Consider the following 23,920-nt stretch of genomic DNA (forward strand, 5'->3'; position numbering starts at 1 on the left):
GGTCAGTGCGGGGCGCGGGGCGAGGAAGCCGAGCCCCTGCCGGGCCAGGTTCTGCGAGACCGCGTCGTCGAGGGCCATCCCGGCCTCGGCCCAGGGGCCCCAGGCCACGCAGGTGGCGGTCAGACCGCGGGCCCGCCGGTGCTCGGCGAGGGCGTCCAGGTAGGCGTTGGCCGCGCCGTACGCGCTCTGGCCGCCGCTGCCCCAGACGCCGGCGACGGAGCCGAAGAGGACGAACAGGTCGAGGTCGCGGTCGCCGAGCAGGGCGTCGAGGTGCGCCGCGCCCGCGGCCTTCGCCGCCATCAGCCCGGCGAAGTCGGCGATGCCGGTCTCGTCCAGGGGGGCGGCCTGGCCGACGCCGGCGGCGTGCACGACGCCGGTGAGCGGCAGTTCTTCCGGGATGCCGGCGAGGACGGCGGCCAGCGCCGTACGGTCGGCCACATCGCACGCGACGATGTCGACGCCCGCGCCCAACTCCGCCAGTTCCGCGCGGAGTTGGTCCGCTCCGGGGGCGTCGGGGCCGCGGCGGCTGGTGAGGACGAGATGCCGGGCGCCGCTGCGGGCGAGCCAGCGGGCGACCTCGGCGCCGAGCGCACCGGTGCCGCCGGTGACCAGGACGGTGCCCCGGGCGGTGAACTCACCCGCGGCGGGGAAGTCCGGTACGGGGTGGTGGGTGAGGCGGCGCGCGGAGACACCGGTGGCCCGGACCGCGATCTGGTCCTCGCCGTCGGCTCCGCCCAGCGCTCCCGCCAGCCGCCGGGCGGCGCTCTCGTCCAGGACCTCGGGCAGGTCGATCAGACCGCCCCAGAGCCGGGGGTACTCCAGGGCGGCGACCCGGCCGAGACCCCACGCCGCCGCCTGGAGCGGCCGGGTGACGGGGTCGTCCGCGCCGGTCGACACGGCGCCACGCGTCGCCGTCCACAGCCGGGCGTCGGTACCGGTGTCCCCGAGAGCCTGGACGAGGGCGACGGTGAGGGCGAGTCCGGTGGTGAGCGACGGGTGGTCCGCACTGGTCCGCTCGTCCAGCGGCAGCACGGACAGGACGCCCGCGAGGTCCGTGAACTCGGCCAGCCGGGCGGCGAGGACGGCCCGGTCGGCGCTCGACTCGTCGAGTACGAGCCGCTGCACCCGCGCACCGTGGTCGCCGAGGGCGGCGGACAGGTCGTCGCCGAGGGCGGCGTCGGCGGCGTCCGTGGTGACGAGCAGCCAGCCGCCGTCGAGTGCGGGGGCCGCCGGCTTGCGGAGCCGGGTCCATGTGACCCGGTACCGCCACGAATCCAGCAGGGTCTTCTCCTGGGTGCCCTGCCGCCACGAGGTGAGGGCGGGCAGCAGGGAGTTCAGGGAGGAGTGCTGCGCCTCCTCCAGGCCGAGCAGGGTGGCGAGTTCGCCCGCGTCGCCGCGCTCCACCGCGGCCCACAGCCGCTGCTGTGCCGGGTCGGCGCTCGCGTCGGCCGTCGCCACCGGCGGCTGCGGCCAGTACAGCTCGTGCTGGAAGGCGTAGGTCGGCAGGTCCACCCGCCGGGCGCCGCGCGCGGCGAACCAGGCGGGCCAGTCCACGGCGACGCCGTGCACATGGAGGCGCGCGAGGGCCGCGGTGACGGCCGTCTCCTCGGCCCGGTCCGCGCGCAGCAGCGGTACGAGCCGGCTGTCGTCCTCGTCGCCCAGGGTGTCCTGGACCATCGCCGACAGCACGCCGTCGGGGCCGAGTTCCAGGAAGGTCGTCGCACCGGCGGCGCGCAGCGTCCGCACACCGTCGGCGAAGCGGACGGCGTGGCGGACGTGCTCGACCCAGTACCGCGGGCTGCACACCTGCTCGTCGGTGGCCAGCACGCCGGTGACGTTGGAGACGAACGGGATCCGCGGCGGGTGGTACGACACGCTCCCGGCCACCGCCGCGAAGTCGTCCAGCATCGCGTCCATACGGGGCGAGTGGAAGGCATGGCTGACCCGCAGCCGCTTGGTCTTGCGCCCCTCGGCCGCGAAGTGCGCCGCGACGGCCAGGACCTCGTCCTCGTCACCGGCGATCACCACCGCCGACGGGCCGTTGACCGCCGCGACCGACACCCGGTCGGTCAGCAGCGGGCTGATCTCCTCCTCGGTGGCCTGCACCGCGACCATCGCACCGCCCGCCGGCAGCGCCTGCATCAGCCGGCCGCGCGCGGCGACGAGGGCACACGCGTCCGCCAGGGACAGCACGCCCGCGACATGGGCCGCCGCGAGTTCGCCGATGGAGTGCCCGGCGAGGAAGTCGGGACGGACGCCCCAGGACTCGACGAGGCGGAACAGCGCGACCTCGACGGCGAAGAGGGCCGGCTGGGTCCAGCCGGTGTCGTCCAGGAGCGCGGCCTCGGCCGAGCCCTCGGCGGCGAACAGGATCTCGCGCAGGGGCAGGTCCAGGTAGGGGTCGAGTCCGGCGAGCACGCCGTCCAGCGCCTCGGCGAACACCGGGAACCGGCCGTGGAGTTCACGGCCCATGCCGAGCCGCTGGCTGCCCTGGCCGGCGAAGAGCATCGCCACCTTGCCGGCGCGGGCCGCCTCGCCCTCGGTCAGGGCGGCGTCGGGCCGGTCGGCGGCGAGCGCGGCGAGGGCGCGCAGCAGTTCGGTGCGCTCGCCCGCCACCACGGCGGCCCGCCGGTCGAACTGCGAGCGCGTGGTGAGCAGGGAGTACGCGATGTCGGCCGGGTCGAGTTCGGGGCGTGCCTCGACGTAGGCGCGCAGCCTGGCCGCCTGCGCGCGCAGGGCGTCGTGGGTCCGGCCGGAGATCAGCCAGGGCACGGTGCCGGCCGGTGCGGGGTCCGGCTGCTCGGCCTGGGGCAGCGGGGGCTGCTCGATGATCGTGTGGACGTTGGTGCCGCTGATACCGAAGGAAGAGACGGCGGCCCGGCGGGGGCGGCCGGTCTGCGGCCACGCGGTCTGCTCGGTCAGCAGCCGGACCTCGCCGAGGCTCCAGTCGACCTTGCTGGAGGGGGTGTCCGCGTGCAGGGTGCGCGGCAGCACACCGTGCCGCATCGCCATGACCATCTTGATGATGCCCGCCACACCGGCGGCGGCCTGGGTGTGGCCGATGTTGGACTTCACCGAGCCGAGCAACAGCGGCCGGTCCGCGTCCCGGTCGCGGCCGTACGTCGCCAGCAGCGCCTGGGCCTCGATCGGATCGCCCAGCGTCGTCCCCGTACCGTGCGCCTCCACCGCGTCCACGTCCTCCGCGGACAGACCGGCACTGGCCAGGGCCTGACGGATGACACGCTGCTGGGAGGGACCGTTGGGCGCGGTCAGACCGTTCGACGCACCGTCCTGGTTCACGGCGCTGCCACGCACCACGGCCAGCACCTGGTGACCGTTGCGCCGGGCGTCGGAGAGCCGCTCGACGACGAGGATGCCGACGCCCTCGGACCAGCCGACACCGTCGGCCGCGTCGGAGAACGCCTTGCACCGCCCGTCCGGCGAGAGACCGCGCTGCCGGGAGAACTCCACGAACACGGACGGGGTGGACATGACCGTCACACCACCGGCGAGCGCCAGCGAGCACTCCCCCGCGCGCAGCGCCTGCATCGCCCAGTGCAGCGAGACGAGGGACGACGAGCAGGCCGTGTCGACCGTGACGGCCGGGCCTTCCAGGCCGAGCGTGTAGGAGACCCGGCCCGAGGCGAGGCTCGGCGATGTCCCGCTGCCCTGGAAGCCCTCGAACTCGCCGCCGCCGAGCACGGCACTGTAGTCGCTGTACATGACACCGGCGAAGACACCGGTCCGGCTGCCGCGCAGCGAGACCGGGTCGATACCCGCCCGCTCGATCGCCTCCCACGACGTCTCCAGCAGCAACCGCTGCTGCGCATCCGTCGCCAGCGCCTCCCGCGGACTCATCCCGAAGAACTCCGGATCGAACTCACCCGCATCGTGCAGGAATCCACCGGACCGCGTGTACGCCGTCCCCGCGTGATCCGGATCCGGGTGGAAGAGACCGTCCACGTCCCAGCCGCGGTTGACCGGGAAGCCGGACACCGCGTCGGTGCCTTCCGTGACCAGCCGCCACAGGTCTTCCGGCGAGCCGACGCCGCCTGGATAGCGGCAGGCCATACCGACGATCGCGATCGGGTCGTCGGCGCCGGCCGCGGTGCGCGCGGTGTCCGGTACGGTCACGGCCGCGTCCGCGCCCAGCAGTTCGTCCCGGAGGTATCCGGCCAGGGCCTGGACCGTCGGGTAGTCGAAGATCAGCGTGACCGGCAGCCGCAGGCCCGTCGCCGTCTTCAGCCGGTTACGCAGCTCGACGGCGGTCAGCGAGTCGAATCCGAGGGCGCGGAACGGTGCGGCCGCATCGATCTCCTCGCCCCCCGAGTGGCCGAGCACCTGCGCCACTTGGGTCCGTACCAGGTCCACCAGCGCCTCGTGCCGGTCGGGCTCGGCGAGGCGGCCCAGCCGCTGTACGAGACCGGTGGCCGTCGCCGTACCCGCCACCACCGCACGACGCGTCCGGCCGCGGACGAGGCCGCGCAGCACGGACGGGAGCTGGTCCTGGGCATGGAGGGCCGGGAGGTCCAGCCGGACCGGCAGCAGCACCGGTTCGGCGGTGGCGAGGGCCGCGTCGAAGAGCGCCACACCCTGCGCGACCGAGAGCGCCGGCATACCGGACTCCGCCAGCCGGTGCAGATCCCCCGCACCGAGACCGCTGGTCATTCCGGTGTCCTGGGCCCAGGGGCCCCACGCCAGCGACACACCCGGCAGACCCTCAGCACGACGCCGCTGGATCAGAGCGTCCAGGAAGGCATTGCCCGCCGCATAGTTGGCCTGGCCAGCACCACCGAACGTCCCCGCCACGGACGAGAACACCACGAAGGCGGACAGGTCCAGGTCCCGAGTCAGCTCATGCAGATGCCACGCCGCATCCACCTTCGGCCGCAACACGGCCGCAAGCCGCTCAGCAGTCATCGACCCGACAACACCGTCATCAAGCACACCCGCGGCATGCACCACCGCCGACACCCCATGACCAGCCAGCAGACCAGCCACAGCATCACGGTCCGCCACATCACAAGCCACGACCTGAGCCTCAGCACCGCATGCCGCCAGCTCCGCCACCAGATCAGCCGCGCCCGGACTCTCACCACCCCGCCGACTGACGAGCAGCAGACGCCGCACACCATGCTCGCTCACCAAATGACGCGCGACCACCGCACCCAGACCACCCGTACCACCCGTGATCAGCACCGCACCATCGCCCCAGACGGGCACCACCGCCTGCTCACCGACAGCCGCACGCACCAGACGCGCCGCCCGCAGCTCCCCCTCCCGCACAACCAGCTGCGGCTCATCCACCGCCAACGCCCGCACCAACACCGACCCCGACAACCCAACAGACTCCCCCGACACCGAGGACTCCAGATCCAGCAGACCGAAGGCGCCGGGATGTTCTGTCTGCGCGGAGCGCACCAGACCCCACACCGACGCCGCCGCCAGATCCTCACCACCCACCGCACCACGGGTGACGAACACCAGACGGGAGTCGGCACACCGCTCGTCCGCCAACCACTCCTGCACCCGGGCCAGCGCGCCCGAGACAAGCGCGTGCACCGAGCCGACAGCCTCCGCACCCGGCACCGCCTGCACGGACACCAGGACGGTGTCCGGCACCGGACCATCCAGCGACGCCACATCCGCCGCCGTGACGACCTCAACCCCCGAACCCCGCAAGGCATCGGCCAGACCGAACACATCCGACCCCAGCACCGCCACCGGACCCGCCACCGCATCCGCGGCGGGCACCGGTACCCAGTCCGGCCGGAACAGTGAGTCGCGGCCGGGACCGGTCGCCGCGGCCGGCTGCTCGCCTCCCACGGCGCGCAGCAGCAACGAGTCCACCGTCGCGACCAGGGCACCGGAGACGTCCGCGACCGCGATCGACACGGCGCCGTCGTCCGCCGGGGTCAGGCGCACCCGCAGCGCCGCGGCACCGGTCGCGTGCAGCGACACGCCCTCCCAGGAGAACGGCACCCTGCCCTGACCGTCCGCTTCCGGGCCGCCCGGCCCGGTGAGCGCCGCCGCGTGCAGTGCGGCGTCGAGCAGCGCGGGGTGCACGCCGAACGCGCTCGCCTCGCCGCCGGTGTCCTCCGGCAGTGCCACCTCGGCGTAGATCTCGTCCCCGCGCCGCCAGGCCGCGCGGAGCCCCTGGAACACCGGTCCGTACGCGAAGCCGTCCGTGGCCAGCCGTTCGTACAGCCCGGCCACGTCCACCGCTCGCGCGTCCGCCGGCGGCCACACCGCGGCGTCGAAGTCGGCGCGCCGCTCCCCCGTGGTCAGCACACCGGTGGCGTGCTGCGTCCACGGGAGTTCGTCGGCGCCGTCCGGGCGGGAGTAGACGGCGAGGGTGCGGCGGCCGGACGCGTCGGGGCCGCCGATCCACAACTGCACCTGGACGCCGCCCTGTTCGGGCAGTGCCAGTGGTGCGGCGAGGGTCAGTTCCTCGACCCGGTCGCAGCCGACCTCGTCACCGGCACGGATGGCCAGCTCCAGGAAGGCGGTGCCGGGGAGCAGTACCGAGCCCTGTACCGCGTGGTCGGCGAGCCAGGGGTGGGTGAGCAGGGAGAGGCGGCCGGTGAGCAGGGCGCCGTCGGAGTCGGCCAGGGAGACGGCCGCGGAGAGCAGCGGGTGGTGGGCCGCGCCCAGTCCGGCGGAGCGCAGGTCGCCGGAGTGGGCCGGACCGTTCTTGGGCCAGTACCGGCGGCGCTGGAAGGCGTAGGTGGGCAGGTCGACGTGGCGCGCGCCGGTGTCCGCGAAGCAGGCGTCCCAGCGTACGGGGATGCCCCGCACGTGCAGGCCGGCGAGTGCGGTGGTGAGCGTGTGGGTCTCGGGGCGGCCGGAGCGCAGCACGGGGAACGTGGCGAGGTCGTCGTCGCCGGGTTCGTCGAGGCAGGCCCGGGTCAGGGCGGAGAGCACCCCGTCGGGGCCGAGCTCCAGGTACGTGGTGGCGCCGTGGTCGCGCAGCCAGCGGATGCCGTCGGCGAACCGTACCGGCCGGCGGACGTGATCCACCCAGTAGTCGGCGGAGGTGACCTGCTGGACCGTCACCGGTTCGCCGGTGAGGTTGGAGACGATCGGGGTGAGGGGGGCCTGGAGGGAGAGTCCGGCCACGACGCGGCGGAACGCGTCGAGCATCGGGTCCATGCGCGGCGAGTGGAAGGCGTGCGAGACGCGCAGCCGGGTGGTCTTGCGGCCCTGCGCCGCGAAGTGCGCGGTGAGCTCGGTCACCGCGTCGTCGTCGCCGGCGAGGACGACGGCCGACGGGCCGTTGACGGCCGCTATGGCGACGCGGTCGGTCAGCAGCGGTACGACCTCGTCCTCGGTGGCCTGTACCGCCGCCATCGCGCCGCCCGCCGGCAGCGCCTGCATCAGCCGGCCGCGGGCGGCGACGAGCTGTGCGGCGTCGGGCAGCGACAGCACGCCGGCCACGTGGGCGGCCGTGATCTCGCCGATGGAGTGGCCGGTCAGGAAGTCGGGTTTGACGCCCCAGGAGCGCAGCAGGCGGAACAGCGCCACCTCGACGGCGAACAGCGCGGGCTGCGCGTATCCGGTCTCGTCCAGGTCCGCCGCCCGCTCGCCCCACATGACGTCGCGCAGCGGGCGGTCCAGGTGGGGGTCGAGTTCGGCGAGGACCTCGTCCAGTGCCTGGGCGAACACCGGGTAGCGGCGGTGGAGTTCGCGGCCCATGCCGAGCCGCTGGCTGCCCTGCCCGGTGAAGGCGAAGACGAGCTTCCCGTCGCCCTGGGCCGTGCCCTGGACCAGGCCCGCCGGGTCGCCGCCGGCGGCGAGGGCGGTGAGCTGGGCGCGTACCTCGTCGCGGTCGGCGGCGACGAGGACCGCCCGGTGGGCGAAGGCGGTCCGGGTGGTCGCCAGGGAGTAGGCGGTGTCGAGGACGCCGGGTGCGGGGTCCTCCGCCAGGGCGGTCAGCAGCCGTCCGGCCTGTGCGTGCAGGGCGTCCTGGGTCCGGCCGGACAGCAGCACCGGTACGACGTCCGGGGCGACGGCCGGCGTGCCCGCCGGCTCGGCGGCCGGCGGTGTTTCGGGGGCCTGTTCGACGATGGTGTGGACGTTGGTGCCGCTGATACCGAACGAGGAGACGGCCGCCCGCCGTGGCGCTCCCGTCTCGGGCCAGGGGAGGTTCTCGGTGAGCAGCCGGACCGCGCCCTGGGACCAGTCGACGTGGGACGAGGGGGCGTCCACGAGCAGCGTGCTCGGCAGGACGCCGTGCCGCATCGCCATGACCATCTTGATCACGCCGGCGACGCCGGCGGCGGCCTGGGTGTGGCTGATGTTGGACTTCACCGAGCCCAGCAGCAACGGGCGTTCGGGGGCGCGGTCGTGGCCGTACGTCGCCAGCAGCGCCTGGGCCTCGACCGGGTCGCCGAGCGTGGTGCCGGTGCCGTGGGCCTCGACGGCGTCGATCTCGCCGGGCGACAGCCGGGCGTTGACCAGGGCCTGCTGGATGACGGCCTGCTGGGAGGGGCCGTTGGGGGCGGTGAGGCCGTTGGAGGCACCGTCCTGGTTGACGGCGCTGCCGCGCACCACGGCCAGTACGTGGTGGCCGTTGCGCCGGGCGTCGGAGAGCCGCTCCAGGACGAGGACGCCCACGCCCTCGGCCCAGCCGGTGCCGTCGGCGGAGTCGGCGAAGGACCGGCAGCGGCCGTCGGCGGACAGACCGCCCTGGCGGCTGAATTCGAGGAAGGTCGCGGGGCTGGACATGACGGTGACGCCGCCGGCGAGCGCGAGGGAGCACTCCTCGGCGCGCAGCGCCTGGGTGGCCAGGTGCAGGGCGACGAGCGAGGACGAGCAGGCCGTGTCCACGGTCACGGCGGGACCGACGGTGCCCAGGAAGTAGGAGATGCGTCCGGACAGCACGCTGCCGGTGTTGCCGGTGAGCTGGAAGCCCTCCGCTCCGTCGGCGGGGCCGACCCGGTACTCCTGGGCCATCGCGCCCATGAAGACACCGGTCCGGCTGCCGCGCAGTCCGGTGGGGTCGATGCCGGCGCGTTCGACAGCCTCCCAGGCGGACTCCAGCAGGATGCGCTGCTGAGGGTCCATGGCCACGGCCTCGCGCGGCGAGATCCCGAAGAAGGCGGTGTCGAACTCGGCGGCGTCGTGCAGGAAGCCGCCCGAGGTGGTCGCGGACGCGCCGAGGGCTTCCTGGTCCCAGCCGCGGTCGGCGGGGAAGGCCGAGATGCCGTGCGCACCGCTGACGACCATCTGCCACAGGTCCTCGGGGCTGCGCACGCCGCCGGGGTAGCGGCAGGTCATGCCGACGATGGCGATGGGCTCCTGCGCCGCCGATTCCAGGTCCTGCACCCGCTGCCGCGTGCGTTGGAGATCAGCAGTCGCTCGCTTGAGGTAGTCCCGGAGCTTCTGTTCGTTGTCCATCTCAACTCAACCCATCTCGACAGCGATCTCGACGGCCAGTGGCCGGACTTCCCGCACCCCGCGCGGTGCGCCCCGGTGGCGGCAGGGCCGCCCATGGGGGTGGGTTACCAGCTGGCGGCCAGCAGAAGGTCCCCGTACTCGTGCTCGCGGGTGGCCTGCTTGAGGTCGGAGTCGACCATCATCCGCATCAGTTCGGGGAAGTCGACGGTGGGCTCCCAGCCCAGTTCGGCGCGGGTGCGTGCGGAGTCGGCGCAGAGGATCTCCACCTCGGCGGGGCGGACCAGCGCCGGGTCGATGACGACGTGGTCGCGCCAGTCGAGGCCGACGTGGTCGAACGCGAACCGGACCGCGTCGCGCACCGAGTGCATGGCGCCGGTGCCGACGACGTAGTCGCTCGGCTCGTCCTGCTGGAGCATGAGGTGCATCGCGCGCACGTAGTCGCCGGCGTAGCCCCAGTCCCGTACGGCGTCGAGGTTGCCGAGGTGCAGCTTCTCCTGGTGGCCGAGCTTGATGCGGGCGACGGCGAGCGAGATCTTGCGGGTGACGAACTCGGCGCCGCGGCGCGGGGATTCGTGGTTGAAGAGCATGCCGGAGACGGCGTACATGCCGAAGGACTCGCGGTAGTTGCGCGTCATGAAGTGCCCGTACGCCTTCGCGACGCCGTAGGGGCTGCGGGGGTGGAAGCGGGTCGTCTCGCTCTGCGGGGTCTCGGCGGCCTTGCCGAACATCTCGGACGAGGACGCCTGGTAGAAGCGGATCTGTGCGCCGCTGTCGTTGCGGGAGCCGTTCAGGCCGCTCACCATGCGGATGGCTTCGAGCACCCGCAGCACGCCCATGCCGTTGACCTCGGAGACCAGTTCGGCCTGCTGCCACGACATCGGCACAAAGGAAATGGCGCCGAGGTTGTAGACCTCGTCGGGCTGCACCTTGTCCACGGCGGACACGAGGCTCGCCTGGTCCATCAGATCGCCGTCCACAAAGGACAGTTCGGATACGAGCCGGCTGACCCGCGATTTCCGCGGATTCGCCTGGCCCCGGTTCAGTCCCCACACCTGGTATCCCTGCGAAAGCAGGTGTTCTGCCAGGTAAGAACCGTCCTGCCCGGTGATCCCGGTGATCAGCGCGCGCTTGGACATCTCATCCCCTTCCCGTGAAATGCCGGTCGTCGACCTTGGCACCGAGATATGCCGCCTGTCCGGCCAATATGGACGGCACGCTCGCAGCCCCCGTCGGCGGGTGTCAAGAAAACCCCTGCACACTAGGGAATTCCCGAGTTGAGCAGCCCGGACCGTGGTCCAGGAGCCGCGGAAGACTAGTGATTCTCGCGTGCCCGGTGCGCTGGACTGGAGTATGTCGGCGGTCGGCCGACCCTGCCGTCCGGAGAATCACGGTGCTGATCACACTCCTGCGTGTCCGCCTGCGGCCCTACGCCCGCACCGTCGCCCTGCTGTTGCTGCTGCAACTGGTGCAGATCCTGGCGGCGCTGGCGCTGCCGACGCTCGGCGCCGCCCTCATCGACGACGGTGTGGTCAAGGGCGAGGCGGACTTTGTCCGGCGTACCGGCGCGGTGATGCTGGCCGTGGCGCTCGTGCAGGTCTGCTGCTCGCTCGCCGCGGCGCTGCTCGCCTCCCGTACGGCGATGGCGCTCGGCCGTGATGTGCGCTCCGCGGTCTTCCGCCGGGTGCTGGACTTCGCCGCGCGCGAGGTCGGGCGGTTCGGCACACCGTCGCTGCTGACCAGGACCGTCAACGATGTCCAGCAGGTGCAGATGCTGGTGGTGTCGGCGTTCGGGGTGGTGGTCCCGGCGCCGCTGATGTGCGTCGGTAGCCTGCTGCTGGCGCTGCGCCAGGATGTGCCGCTGTCCTTGTGCCTGGTGGCTCTCGTGGTGGTGCTCGGTGCCGTCTTCGGGATTCTGCTGTCCCGGATGAGCCCGTGGTACGCGCTGATGCAGACCCGGCTCGACGGGCTGGGCCGGGTGCTGCGCGAACAGATCACCGGGGTCCGGGTGGTGCGTGCCTTCGTCCAGGACACTCGCGAACGCGAACGGTTCGGGGAGCTGAACTCCGAGCTGAACGGGATCTCCCTGCGGGTCGGCCGGCAGATCGCGACGATGTTCCCGGTCGTGCTGCTGGTGCTGAACGTGTTCGGGGTGGCGGTGGTCTGGTTCGGCGCCGGCCGCATCGGAACGGGTGCCATGCAGGTGGGTGCGCTGAGTGCCTTTCTCGGCTATCTGAGCCTGATCCTCATGTCGGTTGTGATGGTGACGTTCGTATTCCTGTCGGTACCGCGGGCCAGAGTCTCCGCAGGCCGTATCCAGGAAGTCCTCGGCACCGCCCCGAGCGTCCCACCGCCGGTACCGCGAGCCCGGACAGATACCGACACCGGTCTCGAATTGTGTGGAGCGGAGTTCCGATATCCTGGCGCGCAGGAACCGGTGTTGCGGGGCATCGATCTCACGGTACGCCCGGGTGAACAGGTGGCCATTCTCGGCAGCACCGGAAGCGGTAAGACAACGCTGCTCAATCTCGTACTCCGGCAGTTCGATGTCACGGCCGGCGCCGTGCGGGTGGGCGGCGCGGACGTCCGGGAATGGGATACCGACGTTCTTTTCCGCACGGTCGGATTCGTACCGCAGCGATCTCAGCTTTTCTCCGGCACGATCGCGTCGAATCTGCGCTTCGGGAATCCGGCGGCCACCGATGAGGAGCTGTGGCGGGCGCTGGCGACCGTGCAGGCGCGGGACTTCGTCGAGCGGCTGCCCGACGGTCTCGGCGCGCCGGTGGCGCAGGGTGGTACGAATCTGTCGGGCGGGCAGCGGCAGCGCCTGGCCATCGCGCGCACGCTGCTGCGCAGACCCCGGATCTATCTGTTCGACGACTGCTTCTCGGCCCTCGACTACGCCACGGACGCGGCGCTGCGGGCCGCCCTCGCGCCCGAGCTGGCCGGCGCGACCGTCGTCACCGTCGCCCAGCGGGTCGCCACGGTCCGGCACGCCGACCGCATCGTGGTCCTGGACGAGGGCCGGATCGTGGGCCACGGCACCCATGACGCGCTGCTGCGCACCTGCCCCACCTACCGGGAGATCGCCCGGTCCCAGCTCTCCCCGCCGGCGCGGCCCGCGGGGCCGTCCCCGGTCCACCGGTTCAGCGCCGAGGAGGCCGCCGATGCGCTGGCCGAGCAGCCGTAACCGCCCGCGGGCCACCGGCCCGGACACCGGCCCCGGTACGGGCCGCCGGCTGCTGGGCCTGCTGCGGCCCCACCGGCCGCGGGTCGCCGTGCTGCTCATGCTCGGGATCGCGGGTATCGCGCTCAGCGCCCTCGGCCCGAAGCTCCTGGGCCAGGCCACGGACCTGATCTTCGCCGGGGTCGCCGGCCGGCAGCTGCCCGCCGGTACGACCCGGCAGGAGGCGCTGGCCCGGCTGCACGCCGAGGGCCACGACACGCTCGCCCGGGTGTTCTCGACGGTCGATGTGGTGCCCGGCCGGGGCATCGACTTCGGCGGGGTCGGCCGGCTGCTGCTGATCACCCTCGCGCTGTATCTCGCCGCATCGCTCTGCACCCTGCTCCAGGGCCGGCTGGCCGCGACCGTCGTCCAGCGCGTCATCTTCGAGCTGCGCGAGCGGGTCGAGGCGAAACTCGCGCGGCTGCCGCTGAGTTACTTCGACCGGCATCCCGCGGGCGAGCTGCTGAGCCGGGTGACCAATGACGTCGACAATCTCCAGCAGATCCTCCAGCAGACGCTCGGCCAGCTGATCATCCTGGTGTTCTCCATCCTGAGCATGCTGGTCCTGATGGTGGTGATCTCGCCGTTGCTGGCGCTCGTCATGCTCGCGAGCGTGCCGGTGTCGGCGCTGCTGGCCGCGTGGATCGCCCGGCGGGCCCAGCCGCGGTACGCCGAACAGTGGGGCGCCACCGGGTCGCTCAGCGCGCATGTGGAGGAGATGTACGGCGGGCACGCGCTGGTGAAGGGGTTCGGCCGGCGCGAACTGGCCGAGCGCGGCTTCGACGAGCACAACGACGCCGTGTTCGCGGCCGGTGTCAAGGCGCAGTTCGCGTCCGGCGCCATCGAGCCGGCGATGACGTTCGTGGCCGCGCTCGGCTATATCGCCGTGGCGGTCGTCGGCGCGCTGCGGGTCCTGAGCGGCGCACTGTCCCTCGGGGACGTCCAGGCGTTCATCCTCTACTCCCGGCAGTTCAGCCAGCCGATCGTCGAGGTGGCGAGCATCGCGGGCCGGCTGCAATCCGGAGTGGCGTCCGCCGAGCGGGTCTTCGCGCTGCTCGACGCGGACGAGCAGCGGCCGGACCCGCGGACTCCGGTGCGGCCGGGGCGGGTGCGCGGCCAGGTGGAGTTCGCGCGGGTGTCGTTCCGCTACTCCCCCGGCACGCCCTTGATCGAGGACCTGTCGCTGACCGTCGCGCCCGGCCGCACGGTGGCGATCGTCGGACCGACCGGGGCGGGCAAGACCACGGTGGGCAACCTCCTCATGCGGTTCTACGAGCCGAGTGGCGGCCGCATCCTGCTGGACGGCACGGACACCGCGCTGATGACGCGCGAGGAGGTGCGCGCGCAGTTCGGGCTGGTGCTCCAGGACGCCTGGCTGTTCGGCGGCACCATCGCCGAGAACATCGCGTACGGCCGCCCCGGCGCCACCCGCGAGGAGATCGTGGCCGCGGCGCGCGCCACCTGTGTGGACCGGTTCGTGCGCACACTGCCGGACGGATACGACACCGTGCTGGACGACGAGGGCTCGAACGCCAGCGCCGGCGAGCGGCAACTGATCACCGTGGCACGGGCGTTCCTCGCCGATCCCGCGATCCTGGTGCTGGACGAGGCGACGAGCGCGGTCGACACCCGTACCGAGGTGCTCATCCAGCGTGCGCTGGGCTCGCTGCGCGCGGGCCGGACGAGTTTCATCATCGCGCACCGGCTGTCCACCATCCGCGACGCCGATGTCATCGTGGTCATGGAATCCGGGGGGATCGCCGAACAGGGCACACACAGCGAACTGTTGGACAACGGCGGAACATATGCGCGCCTGTACGCGGCGCATACGGATCCGGCGGCCGGGGCCGCGCATTCGGCCGGGCGCCCGGACACGGTATGGGGAATTTCCTAGCGTTCCGCTGTATAGCGTGCAGCGAAAACCTTTTCCGTGTCCGCATCGCCTCGTTCTTCTTCCCTGCCCGACCGAAAGGCTTGGTGCAATTCAGCGTGTCAGCGCATTCGACACTTTCCCGGCGGCGTTTCCTCGGTATGGCGACGCTGAGCGCGGCCGCGGCCGCCGGGGCCACCACGGTCACCGCGGCGCACGCGGCGGTGCGGGGCCGGGCGTCGCACGACGGCAGCCGCTCCTTCGTGCCCGCGATCGTCGTCGGCACCGGGTACGGCGCGGCCGTCTCGGCGCTCCGGCTGGCCGAGGCCGGGGTGACCACGCTGATGCTGGAGATGGGCCAGCTCTGGAACCAGGCGGGCCCGGACGGCAAGGTCTTCTCCAAGATGACCACCCCGGACCGCCGCTCCACATGGTTCCGGACGCGGACCGAGGCACCCCTGGGCAGCTTCCTCTGGCTGGACGTGGTGAACCGCGACATCGAGTCGTACGCGGGCGTGCTGGACAAGGTCCGGTTCCGTGAGATGTCGGTCTACGTCGGGCGGGGCGTGGGCGGCGGTTCGCTGGTGAACGGCGGTATGGCGGTGACCCCGCTGCGTTCGTATTTCGAGGAAGTGCTGCCGCACGTCGATGCCGGGCAGATGTACGACCGCTATTTCCCGCGGGCCAATGCGATGCTGAAGGTCAACAGCATTCCCGCCGATTTCTTCGAAAGCACGGACTACTACCAGTTCGCCCGGGTGTCCCGGACCGCCGCCGAACGGGCCGGTATCGGCACCTCGTTCGTGCCGAATGTCTACGACTTCGGCCATATGCAGCGCGAAGCGGCCGGGACCGCGCCGAAGTCCGCGCTGGACTCGGAGGTCATCTACGGCAACAACGGCGGCAAGAACAGCCTGGACAAGACGTATCTGGCAGCGGCCCTGGGCACCGGCAAGGTCACCATCGAGACGCTTTCGCGGGTCACGTCCATCCGCCGGGAGAGCGACGGCGGCTACGTCCTGTCGGTCGAGCGGAGCGACCCGTTCGGCACCGTGCTGGAGCGCACGGAGATCGGCTGCCGCGCGCTCTTCCTCGGCGCGGGCAGCCTCGGCACCACCGAACTCCTGCTGCGGGCCCGGGAGACCGGCGCCCTGCCCGATCTGAGCACCCGCCTCGGCACCGGCTGGGGCACCAACGGCAACATCATGACCGCCCGCGCCAACCATCTCTGGGATCCCACCGGCAGCAGACAGTCGTCCATCCCCACGCTCGCCATCGACGACCGGGCCAACCCCACCCACCCCGTGTACGCGGAGATCGCCCCCATGCCGGCGGGGCTGGAGACCTGGGTCAGCCTCTATCTGGCGATCGCCAGGAATCCCGAGCGCGGCAGCTTCACCTACGACAAGGCCACCGGCCGGCTCGGGCTCGACTGGACCCGGGACCAGAACACCCCGGCCGTGGAAGCCGCCCGTTCGCTCTTCGACCGGATCAACCGGGCCAACGGGACGATCTACCGCTACGACCTGTTCGGCGACACCCGCAACTTCGCCGACGACTTCTGCTACCACCCGCTCGGCGGCTGTGTGCTCGGCGAGGCCACCGACCTCTACGGCCGGGTGTCCGGATACCGCAATCTGTACGTCACCGACGGCTCACTGGTCCCCGGGTCCGTCGGTGTCAACCCGTTCGTGACGATCACCGCGCTCGCCGAGCGCAACATCGAGCGGGTCATCGCAGAGGACCTGCCCGACGAAGTACGGAGGACTGCCCCATGACGTCGCCGGATTCCCGGGCCCCGGTGCGCTTCGGCGTGCTCGGCTGCGCCGACATCGCCTGGCGCCGCACGCTCCCGGCGCTCTGCGCGAACCCGGACGCGACGCCGGTCGCCATCGCGAGCCGCACCCCGCAGAAGGCGCAGCGCTTCGCGGACCGGTTCGGCTGCGCGGCCGTGCACGGCTACGACGCGCTGCTCGCCCGCCCCGACATCGACGCGGTGTACGTACCGCTGCCCGCGATGCTGCTCGCTCCGTGGGTCACCCGCGCCCTGGAGGCGGGCAAGCACGTCTTCGCCGAGAAGCCCCTGTCGGCCTCCCGCGCCGAGAGCGAGGCCCTCGTCCGCCTCGCGCGCGAGCGCGGTCTGGTGCTGCGGGAGAACGCCATGTTCCTGCACCACTCGCAGCACGCCCGGGTCGCCGATCTGGTCGCCGACGGTGCGATCGGTGAACTGCGCGGTTTCCGGAGCGCGTTCACCATCCCGCCGAAGCCGGAGGGCGACATCCGCTACCGGCCCGAGGTGGGCGGCGGCGCGCTCCTCGACGTCGCGGTCTATCCGCTCCGGGCGGCCCTGTACTTCCTGGGGCCGGAGCTGACGGTGGTGGGCGCGACGCTGCGCCGCCGGCAGGGCGCCGTGCTGTCGGGCAGCGTGCTGCTGACCACCCCGTCGGGAATTCCGGCGCAGCTCACGTTCGGCATGGAGCATTCGTACCGCACCGACTACGAGATTCTGGGCAGTACCGGCCGGCTGAGCGTGGACCGCGTTTTCACGCCGCCCGCTTCGTGGCAGCCCGTCGTCCGGGTGGAGCGTCAGGACCACCGTGAGGAAATTGTGCTGCCGGCCGACGACCAATTCGCCCGCATCGTCGAGGATTTCGTGGGCGCGGTGGCCCGTGATGCGGGAACCGGGTCCGAACTGGACGCCTCCGTGCGGCTGGTCGGACTGATCGACGACATGGCCCGTCAAGCGGTCTACGCGGACAGGTGACAGGAGTATCCGTTGCGTCCCGAGCAGCAATTCGACGTGTCCGAGCTGAAAATCCCGAACGCGTTCCGCATCACCCCGCGGAGGATTCCCGACCGGCGGGGCTCCTTCTACGAGGCGTTCCGGTCGGCCGCGCTGACCGAGGCCATCGGCTATCCCTTCCGGATCGCGCAGGCCAACTATTCGGTGTCGCGGCGCGGGACGCTGCGCGGTATCCATGCGACGAGCCTGCCGCCGGGGCAGGCGAAGCTCGTGACGTGCGTCCGGGGCGCGGTGCTCGACGTGGCGGTGGATCTGCGGGTCGGCTCCCCCACGTTCGGGGAGTTCGAGATCACGCACCAGGACGAGGAGTCGGGGGTCTCCGTGTACATGGCCGACGGACTCGGTCATGCGTTTCTCGCGCTGACCGACGACGTGTGCATGAATTACCTCTGCTCCACGGAGTATGTGCCCGGCACAATGATCGACGTCAATGCGCTGGATCCACAGCTGGGAATTCCCTGGAATCTCACCTGCGACCCGGTGATGTCCGACAAGGACGCGGCCGCGCCGAATGCGGCCGAGGCAATCGCCGCGGGGCTGCTGCCGACGTACGACGAGTGTCTCGCGCACTATGCACGGCTGCGCGAGCGGTGACCTGCGATGCCCGTCCGCGAGGCGAGAAGAGGAACTGTCATGAAGGCCCTGGTGTTGGCGGGCGGGTCGGGGACCCGTCTGCGGCCGTTCAGCCATTCCATGCCCAAACAGCTCATTCCCATTGCCAATAAGCCGGTGCTGGAATATGTGCTGGAGAACATCCGGGAGCTGGGAGTCACCGAGGTCGGGGTGATCGTCGGGGACCGGGGTCCGCAGATCGCCGCGGCGCTCGGGGACGGTTCCCGGCTGGGGCTGCGCCTGACGTTCATCGAACAGGACGCGCCCCGCGGTCTCGCGCACACGGTCGCCATAGCGCGGGACTTCCTCGCCGATGACGACTTCGTCATGTATCTCGGCGACAACATGCTGCCCGAAGGCATCAGGGAGTCCGCCGAGCAGTTCACCGCGCACCGCCCCGCCGCCCAGCTCCTCGTGCGCAAGGTGGCGGATCCCAGCGCGTACGGAGTGGCCGAACTCGGCCCGGACGGCGAGGTGCTGCGCCTGGTGGAGAAGCCCGCGCGGCCGCGCAGCGATCTCGCGCTGATCGGCGTGTACTTCTTCACCCCGGCCATTCACGAGGCCGTGGCCGCCATCGGGCCCAGCGCCCGGGGCGAGCTGGAGATCACCGACGCCGTGCAGTGGCTGGTGTCGTCCGGCGCGGTGGTACGGGCGGGCGAGTACGGCGGGTACTGGAAGGACACCGGCAGCGTGGCGGATGTGCTGGAGTGCAACCGCAAGCTGCTGGACGGCATCGTGTCCGGTGTGGCGGGCGAGGTGGACGCGGCGAGCGAGCTGCGCGGGCCGGTGATCATCGGGGCCGGGGCCCGGGTCACCGGCTCCCGGATCGAAGGGCCGGTGATCGTCGGTGCGGGCAGCGTGGTGGAGAACTGCCATATCGGTCCGCACACCGCGATCGGGCGCGACTGTGTGCTGCGGGACACCCGGATCGAGTACTCGATCACCCTGGACGGCGCGACCGTGACCCAGGTCCGGGGCCTGCGCGGCTCGTTGATCGGCCGCGCGGCGACCGTGGACGCGCGGGCCGAGGGCGCGGACCACCACTGCCTGGTCGTCGGCGACCACGCCCGGATCGAGGTGGCGGCATGAGGGTGCTGGCCACCGGTGCCGCCGGCTTCATCGGCTCGCACTACGTCCGCACGCTGCTGGCCGGCGGCTATCCCGGCTACGAGGACGCCCAGGTCACCGTCCTGGACAAGCTCACCTACGCGGGCAACCGCGCCAACCTCCCCGGCCAGCACCCCCGGCTGACGTTCGTCCACGGCGATGTCACCGATCTGCCGCTCCTCCTCGATCTGCTGCCCGGCCATGACGCGGTGGTGCACTTCGCCGCCGAATCGCACGTCGACCGCTCCATCGAGGCCGCCGCCGACTTCGTCACGACGAATGTCTTCGGCACCCAGACCCTCCTCGAAGCCTGTCTGCGCAGCGGCGTCGCGCGCGTCGTGCACGTCTCCACCGACGAGGTGTACGGCTCCATCGCCGAGGGCTCGTGGACCGAGCGGTCGCCGCTGGAGCCCAACTCCCCCTATGCCGCGTCCAAGGCCGCCGCCGACCTGGTGGCCCGGTCCTACGTCAAGACCCACGGCCTGGACCTGTCGATCACCCGCTGCTCCAACAACTACGGGCCGTACCAGCACCCCGAGAAGGTCATCCCGCTCTTCGTCACCCAGCTGCTGGAGGGCCGGCCGGTGCCGCTCTACGGCGACGGGCTCAACGTCCGCGAGTGGCTGCACGTGGACGACCACTGCCGTGGCATCCAGCTGGTGCTGACGGGCGGCCGGGCCGGGGAGGTCTACCACATCGGCGGCGGCAACGAGCGCACCAACGCCGACCTGACGCGGCGGCTGCTGGAGCTGTGCGGTGCGGACGACTCCATGATCCGGTACGTCGCCGACCGCAAGTGCCACGACCGGCGCTACTCCCTCGACGAGAGCAAGATCCGCGAGGAGCTGGGGTACGCCCCGTGGGTGCCCTTCGAACAGGGTCTGGCGGAGACCGTCGCCTGGTACCGCGACAACCCCGGCTGGTGGACGGCCGGCAAGCACCAGAGTCCGCCCGCTCACGACCTGGAGACCCCATGCGCGTCCTGATGATCCCGAGCCCCGCCGCCACCCATTTCATGCCGCTGGTCCCGCTGGCGTGGGCGCTGCGCGCCGCCGGCCACGAACTGCTGGTGGCCGGGCAGCCGGATGTGCTGGGCGTGGCCCGGCAGGCCGGGCTGAACGCCGTCTCCCTCGGCGACTGGTTCCGCGCCGACGAGGAGCTGCGCCGGCTGCTGCCGCCGGGCAAGCGGCCGCTGGAGGTGATCGGCCGCTGGACCGCGGAGCAGCTGAGCGAGTTCCCCCCCAACTGGCTGGCCCACAGCGAGCGCGTGCTGCCCGAGTACGTCGCCTTCGCCCGCGAGTTCCGCCCCGATGTGATCGTCTCCGATGCGCTGGAGTGCAACGTCCTCGCCGTGGGCGGGGCGCTGGGCATCCCGGTCGTGCATCAGCGCTACGGGGTCGATCCGCTGTCCGGGCCGTTCCTCACCGGTGCCCGGCGGGCGCTGCGGCGGCACTGCGCGGAGCTGGGGCTCGCGGAGCTGCCCGGTCCCACGGTCGTCCTCGACCCGTGCCCGCCCGGCCTCCAACTGCCGGAGCTCGCACCGGGCCGGCCGATCCGGTACGTGCCCTTCAACGGCAGCGGTGAGCTGCCCGGGTGGCTGCGCGAGCGGCGGCCGGCGGGGTCACCGGTGCGGCGGGTCGCCGTCTCGCTGGGGTCGCTGACGCTGGAGCTGAACGGGGTGCCGCTGCTGCGGCGCATCCTGACGGCGTTCGAGGGGCTGCCCGACGTGGAGGCGGTCGCGACCGTTCCCGAGGCGCACCGGGCGGCGGTGGGTCCGGTGCCGGACGGGGTGCGGATGGTCGATCCGGTGCCGCTGCATCTGCTCTTCGCCGACTGCGACGCGGTGGTGCACCACGGCGGTACCGGCACGGGCATGACCGCGACGTCCTTCGGCCTGCCGCAGCTCGTCCTGCCACAGCTGGCGGACCAGTTCGCGCACGGCGAGCAGCTGGCCGCCGCCGGAGCCGCCGTCACTCTCGACGGCGCCGCGCACCAGGACGATCCGGTGCGGCTGCGGGCGGCGCTGGAGTCGGTGGTGGCGGAGCCGGGTCACCGCAAGGCGGCCGGGGAACTGCGGCGGGCCATGGGTGAGATGCCCGCACCGTCCCGCGTCGCCGCCGACCTCGAACAGCTCGTCCAGGTCCGCGACCGAGTCCGCTGAGGGGTCGATATGAAGCTGTCGGAGCGCGCGGACACCGCGACTCCCGTACGGATGTCCCGGTCGGCCAGGGCCCGGCAGGGGGCGATGCTGCGCACCGAGGACTTCGCCGCCTGGCTCGCGGCGCGGGGCGCGGCGCATGCCTTCCGGGTGGACCGCATCCCGTTCGCCGAGCTGCGGGGCTGGTCGTTCGAGCGGGAGACGGGGAATCTGGGGCACCACAGCGGGCGCTTCTTCACGGTCGAGGGGCTCCGCGTCGAGACGGCGGCGGACGGCCCGGTCACCGCGTGGCAGCAGCCCGTCATCAGACAGCCCGAGGTGGGCATCCTCGGCATCCTCGCCAAGGAGTTCGACGGGGTGCTGCATTTCCTGATGCAGGCCAAGATGGAGCCGGGCAACCGGAATCTGTTGCAGCTGTCCCCCACCGTCCAGGCGACGCGCAGCAATTACACCAAGGCCCACCAGGGCGCGGATGTGAAGTACCTGGACCATTTCGTCCGGCCGGACCCGGAGCGGGTGCTGGCCGATGCGCTCCAGTCGGAACACGGTTCGTGGTTCTTCCGCAAGAGCAACCGCAACATGATCGTCGAAACCCGGGAGGACGTTCCGCTGGACGACGACTTCTGCTGGCTGACGCTCGGCCAGATCGGCGAGCTGCTGCTGCGGGACAACGTCGTCAACATGGACTCCCGCACGGTCCTGGCCTGCGCGCCCCTCGACCACGACGAGGCGGGGGCGCTGCACTCCGATACGCGGCTGCTGTCGTGGTTCACCGGTGAGCGGGCCCGGCAGCGGGTGCGGGCCGAGTGCGTCCCGCTCGCCCGGGTACCGGGCTGGACCCGTGGCCGGATGTCCATCGATCACGACGAGGGCCGCTACTTCCGGGTCGTGGCGGTGTCGGTGCAGGCCGGGAACCGCGAGGTGACCAGCTGGACGCAGCCGCTCTTCGAACCGGTCGGCACCGGAGTCACCGCGTTCTTGACCCGGACCATCGGCGGGGTCGCGCACCTCCTGATGCACGCCCGGGTGGAGGCCGGTTTCGTCAAGCCCGTCGAGCTCGGGCCCACCGTGCAGTACACGCCCGGCAACTACGCCCATCTGCCGGCCGGGCAGCGCCCGCCGTTCCTGGACCTGGTGCTGCGCGCCGACCGCTCCCGGATCCGCTACGAGGCCCTGCACTCCGAGGAGGGCGGCCGTTTCATCAACGCGGAGAGCCGCTATCTGATCGTCGAGGCGACCGAGGAGGAGGCACCGCTGGATCCGCCGCCCGGCTATGTCTGGGTCACCCCGGGTCAGCTGAGCGCGCTGGTACGGCACGAGCACTACATCAACGTCCAGGCGCGCACGCTGATCGCCTGTTACCACGCGATGGCGGCCGGTGCCCCGGGCCCGGCCGCCGGCTGACGCCCCGGCGCCGGCGCCCCGCGGCTCGTACGGATCTCGCTCAGGGCGTCGGCGCGGTCGCCACGATCACGTCGACCGCGGTGTCGAGCTGGGCCGGCGTCAGATCCGCGCGGGCGGTGAGCCGCAGCCGGGAGATCCCGTCGGGCACCGACGGCGGGCGGAAGCAGCCGACCGCGAGCCCGGCCCGCCGGCAGTCCGCCGCCCAGCGGAGCGCCTGTCCGGGCGACGGGGCCCGTACGGAGACCACCGCGGCGTCCGGCCGGACCGCCGCGAGGCCCGCCGCCGCGAGCCTGCGGTGCAGTTCCGCGCCGACCTCCCGCGCCCGTGCGGCGCGCCGCGGTTCGCGGCCCAGCAGCCGCAGCGCCGCGAGGGCGCCGCCGGCCGCGGCCGGTGCGAGCCCGGTGTCGAAGATGAACGTCCGGGCCGTGTTGACCAGATGCTCGATGACCCGGGCCGGGCCCAGCACCGCCCCGCCCTGGCTGCCGAGCGACTTGGAGAGCGTCACCGTGGCCACCACATCGTCGCGGCCGGCCAGCCCGGCGGCGGCGAGCGCGCCGCGTCCGCCGTCCCCCAGGACTCCCAGGCCGTGTGCGTCGTCGACCAGGAGGCCGGCGCCGTGGGCCCGGCAGACCTCCGCGAGGGCAGGCAGCGGCGCGGCGTCGCCGTCGACCGAGAACACCGCGTCGGTGACCATCAGCGCCCGGCCGTCCTGGCCGGTCAGCGCGGTGCGGACGGCCGTCGGAGCGGCGTGCGGGACGACTGCGGTACGGGCGCGGGAGAGCCGGCAGCCGTCGATGAGGGAGGCGTGGTTGCCCGCGTCCGAGACGACCAGGGTGCCGTGGGCGGTGAGCGCGGTGACGGCGGCGAGGTTGGCGGCGTAGCCGGAGGAGAGCACCAGGGCCGCCTCGAAGCCGCAGAAGGCGGCGAGTTCGCTCTCCAGCCGGGCGTGCAGTTCGGTGCTGCCGGTGACCAGCCGGGATCCCGTCGCGCCCGCGCCCCAGCGGTGGGCGGCCCGTGCGGCGCCGCGTGTCACCTCGGGGTGCCGGGCGAGCCCCAGGTAGTCGTTGCTCGCCAGATCGAGCAGCGGGGAGTCGGCCGGCCGCGGCCGCAGGGTGCGGACCAGCCCGGCGCGGTGCCGCTCGGCACACGCCTCGTCGATCCAGTCGAAGGCCGCGGCGGGCGGGCCGGCGAGCGTCGCGGGCGAGGCGCCGCGGGGCGGCGACGAGGCGTGGTCCTGCGGCATCGGCATCCTTCTCGATTGTGGGCTGTCGATAGACGTTAGCGGTCGTTCAGCCCGCCCACACTGTGGCGATACCCACACCCCTCGTGCACCTCGTTGTAGGA

12 protein-coding genes (1 of these 12 cut by a window edge) are annotated in these 23,920 nt (G+C 72.3%); 9 read left to right on the forward strand and 3 right to left on the reverse strand.

The window, feature by feature from the left end; all coding sequences use genetic code 11:
• Window positions 1-9,399: the 5' portion of a type I polyketide synthase gene (locus ACLJWH_RS26570; RefSeq protein ID WP_411144272.1), read on the reverse strand. The gene continues 18,912 nt to the left of window position 1, outside the view; only the first 9,399 of its 28,311 coding nucleotides appear in the window; the start codon lies at window positions 9,397-9,399; its stop codon lies beyond the left edge, outside the window.
• Between the two features lie 104 nt (window positions 9,400-9,503).
• Window positions 9,504-10,535 carry a GDP-mannose 4,6-dehydratase gene (locus ACLJWH_RS26575; RefSeq protein ID WP_411144273.1) on the reverse strand — a complete coding sequence of 344 codons (1,032 nt, stop codon included), beginning with the start codon at window positions 10,533-10,535 and terminating at the stop codon, window positions 9,504-9,506.
• Window positions 10,536-10,789: 254 nt separating this feature from the next.
• Here ACLJWH_RS26575 and ACLJWH_RS26580 point away from each other — a divergent pair, with 254 nt between their 5' ends.
• From ACLJWH_RS26580 to ACLJWH_RS26620, 9 genes are all read left to right on the forward strand, one after another.
• Window positions 10,790-12,586, forward strand: coding sequence for an ABC transporter ATP-binding protein (locus tag ACLJWH_RS26580; protein WP_411144274.1), 1,797 nt, complete (start codon window positions 10,790-10,792; stop codon window positions 12,584-12,586).
• Window positions 12,564-14,516 carry an ABC transporter ATP-binding protein gene (locus tag ACLJWH_RS26585; protein ID WP_411144275.1) on the forward strand — a complete coding sequence of 651 codons (1,953 nt, stop codon included), beginning with the start codon at window positions 12,564-12,566 and terminating at the stop codon, window positions 14,514-14,516. The genes ACLJWH_RS26580 and ACLJWH_RS26585 overlap by 23 nt, the downstream gene beginning before the upstream one ends.
• Before the next feature lie 137 nt (window positions 14,517-14,653).
• A complete protein-coding gene (locus ACLJWH_RS26590; RefSeq protein ID WP_411144276.1) occupies window positions 14,654-16,270 on the forward strand; it encodes a GMC oxidoreductase in 1,617 nt (538 codons plus the stop codon).
• A complete protein-coding gene (locus tag ACLJWH_RS26595) occupies window positions 16,267-17,256 on the forward strand; it encodes a Gfo/Idh/MocA family protein (RefSeq protein WP_411144277.1) in 990 nt (329 codons plus the stop codon). Before ACLJWH_RS26590 ends, ACLJWH_RS26595 begins: the two co-directional genes overlap by 4 nt.
• 12 nt (window positions 17,257-17,268) lie before the next feature.
• Window positions 17,269-17,889: a dTDP-4-dehydrorhamnose 3,5-epimerase family protein gene (locus tag ACLJWH_RS26600; RefSeq protein ID WP_411144278.1), complete on the forward strand. Its 621-nt coding sequence runs from the start codon at window positions 17,269-17,271 to the stop codon at window positions 17,887-17,889.
• 39 nt (window positions 17,890-17,928) lie between these two features.
• Window positions 17,929-18,996, forward strand: coding sequence for a glucose-1-phosphate thymidylyltransferase (locus tag ACLJWH_RS26605; protein ID WP_411144279.1), 1,068 nt, complete (start codon window positions 17,929-17,931; stop codon window positions 18,994-18,996).
• Window positions 18,993-20,000: a dTDP-glucose 4,6-dehydratase gene (rfbB, locus tag ACLJWH_RS26610; RefSeq protein WP_411144280.1), complete on the forward strand. Its 1,008-nt coding sequence runs from the start codon at window positions 18,993-18,995 to the stop codon at window positions 19,998-20,000. The genes ACLJWH_RS26605 and rfbB overlap by 4 nt, the downstream gene beginning before the upstream one ends.
• Window positions 19,988-21,175 (forward strand): nucleotide disphospho-sugar-binding domain-containing protein, encoded by a 1,188-nt coding sequence (locus ACLJWH_RS26615; protein WP_411144281.1) that lies wholly within the window; start codon window positions 19,988-19,990, stop codon window positions 21,173-21,175. Before rfbB ends, ACLJWH_RS26615 begins: the two co-directional genes overlap by 13 nt.
• Window positions 21,176-21,184: 9 nt before the next feature.
• The gene (locus ACLJWH_RS26620) at window positions 21,185-22,576 is read left to right on the forward strand and encodes an NDP-hexose 2,3-dehydratase family protein (protein ID WP_411144282.1); all 1,392 of its coding nucleotides are present in this window, start codon (window positions 21,185-21,187) and stop codon (window positions 22,574-22,576) included.
• Window positions 22,577-22,616: 40 nt separating this feature from the next.
• On the opposite strand, the gene ACLJWH_RS26625 is transcribed toward ACLJWH_RS26620, so the two are convergent.
• The gene (locus ACLJWH_RS26625; RefSeq protein ID WP_411144414.1) at window positions 22,617-23,819 is read right to left on the reverse strand and encodes an 8-amino-7-oxononanoate synthase; all 1,203 of its coding nucleotides are present in this window, start codon (window positions 23,817-23,819) and stop codon (window positions 22,617-22,619) included.
• Window positions 23,820-23,920: the final 101 nt, after the last annotated feature.

It is taken from the genome of Streptomyces sp. x-80 (assembly GCF_046549095.1).
Lineage (GTDB): Bacteria > Actinomycetota > Actinomycetes > Streptomycetales > Streptomycetaceae > Streptomyces > Streptomyces celluloflavus.